Below are 6,141 nucleotides of genomic sequence, written 5' to 3' on the forward strand. Positions count from 1 at the left end.
TCAAGGGGTGGGTTCGCGGTGAGGCGGGCCGAGGGCTCCTACTCTCGGGTCGTCTCGACGGCGTCCCGGACCTGCTTCGCGTGCGCGTCGGTGGTCCTCTTGACGTCCTTGAGGTCCGGGAGCCGCGATGGCCGGACGGAGTCTCCCGCCTGCGGCGGGTCCGAACCCGTGGCCTCCTGGCCTGCCGGCGACGGCTTCGCAAGGGCCGCGGCCGCGGGCAGCGTGGACTTGAACGCCCGGGATGCCAGGTAGAGCACCACGGCCAAAACGACGAGGAGCATGACGAAGCCGAAGCCGGAGCCCTGCCTGCGCATGGGGAGAATCTAGGTCCGCCCGCGATGCCGGGCAACGTGGGGACTCCCAAGCCGGATCGTGGCAACATGGGGCGATGCCGTGCGGAGTCGAGGGGCGACCATGATCGCGGCGACGGGTCCGGCCGTCCCCGGCTCGGCGCCGCGCGGGCGCTACGCGCCGAGCCCCACCGGCGACCTCCACCTCGGGAACGCCTCGACCGCGCTGCTCGCATGGCTGTCCATTCGCTCCCGCGGCGGGAGCTTCGTGATCCGAATGGAGGACCTGGACCGGCAGCGGGTCAGGCGCGGGGCCGCGGAGCGGATTCTCGACGATCTCGCCTGGCTCGGCCTCGATTGGGACGAAGGGCCCGACGTGGGAGGCCCGCACGCGCCTTACGAGCAGTCCCGCCGGGCGTCGTACTACGACGAGGCATGCGAGCGCCTCCGGGCGGCCGGGCGGGCGTACCCGTGCTTCTGTAGCCGGAAGGACGTCAGGACGGCGGCGAGCGCGCCCCAGGAGCCGGGGGACGAGGTCCGCTACCCGGGAACCTGCCGCGCGCTCGAGCCCGCCGAGGCCGCCCGGCGCATCGCGGAAGGGCGGCCGCACGCTCTGAGGTTCCGGGTCGAGGCGAGCGAGGCGCCGTCCTTCGACGATCGTGTGCTCGGCGCGCGAGGGGGCGTGGCGCCCGGCGACTTCGTGATCCGGCGCGCCGACGGGACGGCCGCGTACCAGCTCGCGGTGGTGGTGGACGACGCGGGGATGGGAATCACCGACGTGGTTCGCGGAGGCGATCTCCTGGCGTCCACGGCGCGGCAGCTCCTGCTCTACGATGCGCTCGGCCTCACGCCTCCCGCGTTCGGCCACGTGCCGCTGCTCCTGGGGCCCGACGGCGTGCGCCTGTCGAAGCGTCATGTGGGAGCGTCGATCCGCGAGACTCGCGAGGCCGGGGTGGCCGCGGAGCGGGTGGTGGGCCGTTTCGCGGAGCTCGTGGGCCTGCGCGAAACGACGGAGCCCCTGGGCGCATCCGCGCTCGTCGAGGGATTCTCGCTCGAACGGCTCTCCGCCTTCCCGCAGGGGATCCGGCTCGACCCCGCGCATTTCTAGCTACGACCTACCTCGAAGTCTTCGGCGGGGCCGGCGGCGGCACCTCGGGCGGCTCGAGCCGGGGCAGCGGCGCCGCCGCGTTCGCCAGCCCGTAAGCGACGACAGCCATCGCCCCCTCGCATGCCGCGAGCTCCTTGGGGTCCACCTTGTCGAGCGTGTCCGCCGCCGAGTGGTGGTAGTCGAAGTAGTGGGTGGTGTCCTGGCGGAGGCCGATCATCGGGACCCGCGCGGCTCTCATCGGGGAGATGTCGGCTCCGCCCCCGTCCTTCGAGACCTCCGCGGCTCCCATCGCGGCGAGGGGTGCTGCGATCCGCGTCACGGCCTCGATGCCGCCGGCGCCGGCGCTCACGCCGAACCCGGTCGGCCGCGTCCCGCCGCTGTCCATCTCGATGGCCGCGACGTGGCGCCCCAGCTCCTCGCGATGGGCGTCGGCGTAGGCGTGCCCGCCCTTGAGACCGTTCTCCTCGTTGACGAACAGGACCGCCCGGATCGTGCGGCGGGGCTTCAGGCCCAGCGATTTCAGGAGGCGGAGGGTGTCCATCACGACCGCGCACCCGGCTCCGTCGTCGATCGCGCCGGTGGCGAGGTCCCACGAATCCAGGTGGGCGCCGATCAGGACGACCTCGTCCGGAAGCTCGCTCCCGCGGATCTCCGCGAGCACGTTCTCCGACTCGACGTCCGGGAGGGTCTTGCAGCCGAGGGTGTACTTCACGCGCACGGTCTCGCCCGCGGCCAGGAAGAGATGGATGTGATCCGCGTCCTCCTGGCTGATGGCGGCGTACGGGATCCGCGGAACGCCGGGCTCGTACTCGGTCATCCCGGTGTGGGGGAGGCGGAACGCGGCGGTGCCCAGGGAACGGATCAGCGCGCCGACCGCACCGAGCTTCGCCGCCGCGACCCCGCCGTCGTGGCGGAGCGCCGCGGCAGCGCCGTACCCGTGCTCCTCACCCCCGTTGGGGAGCACCGGCCGGTTGTAGAGCACGATCCTACCCTTGACCCTCGCGGCGACCGACTTGAGTTCCTCGAGGCTCGAGACCTCCACCACCTCGGCGGTGACGCCTCCTTCGGGGGTCGGCTCGCTCATGCCGAGCGCGGTGACCGCCATCGGGGCCGTGACCGGCGTCAGGATCGCCGCGGTCTCGGTCCCACGGACCCAGTGGGGAACCGTGACCTTCTCGGTCCAGACCCGATCCGCGCCGTCGCGTTGGAACTGCGCGACCGCCCACCGGGCCGCAGCCTCGTACCCGGCCGACCCGCTGAGCCGGGGTCCGATCCGGTCCGTAAGCCAGGCCAGTCTCTCCCACGCCTTCCCCTCGGACGTGGCCGCCGCCAAGAGCCTCGCACCGGCGTCGTCACCGCTTTTCACGGGCGTCCCCTGGGTGAGAACGAGGGAGAGTCCGGCGAGCGCCAGGGCGGCTTTGTGCTCGAGCATGCTCCAATTATGGCACCTACCCGCGGGGGAGGCGCTTCACGATCTTGTCCCGCAGCAACGCGTTGAGCGACGGACGGGAGAGAATTCTCCGGAGCGCGGGGGGCTCTAGCCGCGCCGCGAGGCTTTCCGCGAGGGGAATGGGAACCTGCGGGTGGGTGGCGATGAAGATCCGGATCTCTTCGTCCTGCGACCAGCGAGGATCCGTGGCGAGGACCTCGAGGGTGGAGGGGGTCACGTGGACGACCGTGGCGAGGGCCCGCGCCTCGGCCAGGAGGAGATTCGGATTGCGCGCCAGCGCCTCCAGCACCTGCGGGTGCTGGTCCTGGCGGAGGAACTCTCTCTCTCTCGGCCCCGCCCTCGCGGCCAGCGCGATTCGCTGCGCCAACGGGACCGAATTCAGCGCCTGGCGAACTTCGTTCGGGGGTGCGCCCGGGCGGAGCGCTTCGATCGAGGCCGGTGCCAATCCCTCCATGACGCGGGCGAGAAGCGACTCGAGAATGTCCTTCCCCCGCGGGTCGAGGGGCAGGAACTCGACCGCTATCCGGGTCCCCTCGCCCTTGACACCCGTTCCCACCCGGATTACCCGGCCGGCGAACCGCTGCTCCAGATCGCCGGCTTGGGATCGTATCGTGAACTCCACCTGCGGTCCGGCAGGAGCCTCGAGCTCACCCACCAGGAGAACCCCGGTCCGGCTCAGGTCGATCGCCGTGCACGGATGCTCGCCGCCGGCCTCGAAGAGCACGGCGGGGAGGCCGGCCTGGAATCTGTATCCTCTGGAAACCTGGGTCTTCCGTTCGGTGGCCATCGTGGTATCCTCGGGATCGCCACGGAGGTCAGTCAGCGCGCTGGGAGGTCTGGAATCGTATTTCCCCAAGGGCGTTATGTCAACGACTGCCGACGATCATCACATTCCGCAGAGCGCGGGGCGATGAACTCTCTTTAGACACCCATATATACCCAATACATAGGGTGGTTTTGGGTGTTACAATGAGCCGTTATGGAACTTAAGATCCAGGTGACACCGGAAATCCTGAATGCAATCTCCAGGCTCGACCACTTCCGCGGGGTATGGGCGGCAGGAACGCTCGTTCCACCGGATCGGCTGACCCGACTCAAGGAGGCCTCGAGGGTCCGCTCGGTCGCTGCGTCGTGCCGGATGTCCGGGGTCCGGGTGACCGACAGCGAGGTCGCCGGGCTCTTGCGCGATGAGGACCTTCCGGTCCGCGAAGGTCGGGAGGTGCTCGGGTACGCCGAGGCGATGGACCGGCCGTTCCCGTCCGATGGTCCGCTGGTGAGCCCGGAGGAGATCCGTAAGCTCCACGCGGTGCTGCTCGGCGTCCGGGAGAACCCCGAGTCCCCCAGCGCGTGGCGCACGGAGCCGCTCCATCTCGAGGCGTTCGACGCGGAGGGGCGGGCACTCGGCCGGGTGTTCCAGACGCTCCCGCCGCGCCTGCTCGCGGAGAAGATGGACGAGCTCACGACCTGGCTGGAATTCGAGCTCCGAGCGAAGGAGTATCACCCGTTGCTCGTCGTCGCCTCTTTCATGCTCGCCTTTCTGGCGACGAGCCCGTTTTCCAGGGGGAACGGACGGATGGGGCGCCTCCTGGCGGTGCATCTCGTGCGAAAGGCCGGGTATGGCTACATGCCGTACGCGAGCCTCGAAAGCGTCATGGAGGAGATGCGGGACGCCTACCACGACGCGTTCGATTCCGCCGAGAACCGGATCTGGGCGGGCGAGGCGGACCTCTCCCCGTGGGTCCGGTTCTTCCTGGAAGCGATGGACCGCCACCGCGAGCGCGTCGAGGCCAAGATCGACCTCGAGCGCCGCGCCCTCGAGCTGACGCCGCTGCAGCGCTCGATCCTGGACGCGGTCCGGGAGCACGGCACCGTGGCGGCCTCGCTCCTCATGGCGGCGACCGGCGCCAACCGGAACACGCTCAAGGACAACCTGCGCCGGCTCGTGGAGCGGGGGTTCATCGAGCGGCTGGGAGAGCGGCGAGGCTCCATCTACCGCCTGTCCAGCGGCGACGCCGCCGCGCGGACTCGCGAGCCCGGCGCCGCGCGGCCGAGGGTGCTCGAGACGCACTGACAGGTGCGGCGATCGCGGGGCGCCGCCTCGACCGGCCGGTCCGGCAGGCCGCGAGAGCGGCGTCCGTCCTCCCATCCCGGCCTTGCGCTTCCCGTCCCGGCGGGGATAAACTCCTTATTTGGTCCTGATTGCCGGGGTCCGAGGGAGGTGCCGTGGCCCATCCGTTCCGGCTCAAGCGCATCCATCACATCGAGCTGATCGTGGGGAACGCGCGGCAGGCCGCGTATTTCTACCGCAAGGCATTCGGCTTCGGCCAGCTCGCGTACATGGGACCGGAGACCGGAACGCGGGGAAGGGCGTCCTACGTGGTGGGGAACGACAAGATCCGGCTGGTGCTCACGTCCCCCCTGTCCCACGAGGACCCGCGCAACGTCTTCCTGACGCTCCACGGCGACAACGTCAAGGACCTGGCCTTCGAGGTGGACGACGCCGACGCCGCCTTCCGGGAGGTCGTGGCGCGGGGGGCCGAAACCGTCATGGCTCCCACGGAGTTCACGGACCGGAACGGGTCGGTCACCGCGTTCGCGATCAAGACGTTCGGCGATACCATCCACACCTTCGTCTCGAAGGAAGGGTACGAGGGCGTGTTCCTCCCCGGCTACGAGGACAAGGGCGTCAAGGGGCGGGACACGGGGCTCCTGATCGTGGACCACGTCGTCGGCAACGTCGAGGACCGCCAGATGGACCGCTGGTGCGACTGGTACATCCGCACCCTCGGCTTCCACCAGTTCGTCTCGTACGACGACAAGGACATCTCGACGGAGTACACCGCGCTCCGGAGCAAGGTCATGGCGAGTTCGCCCGACCGGAGGATCAAGCTTCCGATCAACGAGCCGGCGGGAGGCCTCAAGAAGAGCCAGATCCAGGAGTACCTCGACTTCAACGTGTCGGCCGGAGTGCAGCACATCGCGCTCCTGACCGACGACATCGTCGCCACGGTGGCCCGCCTCCGGGAGAACGGCGTCGACTTCCTCCACGTGCCCGAATCGTACTACGAGACCGTGTGGGACCGGGTCGGCGAGATCGAGGAGGATCGCGACGCGATCCGAAAGCTCGGCATCCTCGTGGACCGGGACGAGAGCGGCTACCTCCTCCAGCTCTTCACGCAGCCCGTTGAGGACCGGCCGACGCTGTTCCTGGAAGTGATCCAGCGGCGCGGCTGCCAGAGCTTCGGCAAGGGGAACTTCAAGGCGCTGTTCGAGGCGATCGAGCGCGAGCAGGC

Annotated in this window: 6 protein-coding genes; 3 read left to right on the forward strand and 3 right to left on the reverse strand. The window is 69.8% G+C overall.

Annotated elements, in window-relative coordinates:
• Nucleotides 1-38: 38 nt before the first annotated feature.
• Nucleotides 39-314: a hypothetical protein gene (locus tag LAO51_12190; protein ID MBZ5639497.1), complete on the reverse strand. Its 276-nt coding sequence runs from the start codon at nucleotides 312-314 to the stop codon at nucleotides 39-41.
• Nucleotides 315-414: 100 nt separating this feature from the next.
• Between LAO51_12190 and gluQRS the strand changes: the two genes are divergently transcribed.
• Entirely contained in the window at nucleotides 415-1,398 is a 984-nt protein-coding gene (gene gluQRS, locus LAO51_12195; GenBank protein MBZ5639498.1) for a tRNA glutamyl-Q(34) synthetase GluQRS, read from the forward strand.
• Between the two features lie 7 nt (nucleotides 1,399-1,405).
• Here gluQRS and LAO51_12200 read toward each other — a convergent pair whose 3' ends face one another.
• Nucleotides 1,406-2,830, reverse strand: a complete 1,425-nt coding sequence (locus tag LAO51_12200) for a M20/M25/M40 family metallo-hydrolase (protein ID MBZ5639499.1) — start codon at nucleotides 2,828-2,830, stop codon at nucleotides 1,406-1,408.
• 16 nt (nucleotides 2,831-2,846) lie between these two features.
• Entirely contained in the window at nucleotides 2,847-3,635 is a 789-nt protein-coding gene (locus LAO51_12205) for a PilZ domain-containing protein (GenBank protein ID MBZ5639500.1), read from the reverse strand.
• A 192-nt stretch (nucleotides 3,636-3,827) separates the two neighbouring features.
• On the opposite strand from LAO51_12205, the gene LAO51_12210 reads away from it, so the two are divergent.
• Nucleotides 3,828-4,919, forward strand: a complete 1,092-nt coding sequence (locus LAO51_12210; GenBank protein ID MBZ5639501.1) for a Fic family protein — start codon at nucleotides 3,828-3,830, stop codon at nucleotides 4,917-4,919.
• Between the two features lie 152 nt (nucleotides 4,920-5,071).
• Nucleotides 5,072-6,141: 4-hydroxyphenylpyruvate dioxygenase (hppD, locus tag LAO51_12215; GenBank protein ID MBZ5639502.1), on the forward strand; the 1,070-nt coding region annotated here is incomplete at its 3' end.

Source organism: Terriglobia bacterium, from assembly GCA_020073205.1.
Classification (GTDB): domain Bacteria; phylum Acidobacteriota; class Polarisedimenticolia; order Polarisedimenticolales; family JAIQFR01; genus JAIQFR01.

Coding starts and splice junctions, on each gene's coding strand:
- LAO51_12190 (MBZ5639497.1), bottom strand. CDS start 314: ATGCGCAGGCAGGGCTCCGGCTTCGGCTTCGTCATGCTCCTCGTCGTT.
- gluQRS (MBZ5639498.1), top strand. CDS start 415: ATGATCGCGGCGACGGGTCCGGCCGTCCCCGGCTCGGCGCCGCGCGGG.
- LAO51_12200 (MBZ5639499.1), bottom strand. CDS start 2,830: ATGCTCGAGCACAAAGCCGCCCTGGCGCTCGCCGGACTCTCCCTCGTT.
- LAO51_12205 (MBZ5639500.1), bottom strand. CDS start 3,635: ATGGCCACCGAACGGAAGACCCAGGTTTCCAGAGGATACAGATTCCAG.
- LAO51_12210 (MBZ5639501.1), top strand. CDS start 3,828: ATGGAACTTAAGATCCAGGTGACACCGGAAATCCTGAATGCAATCTCC.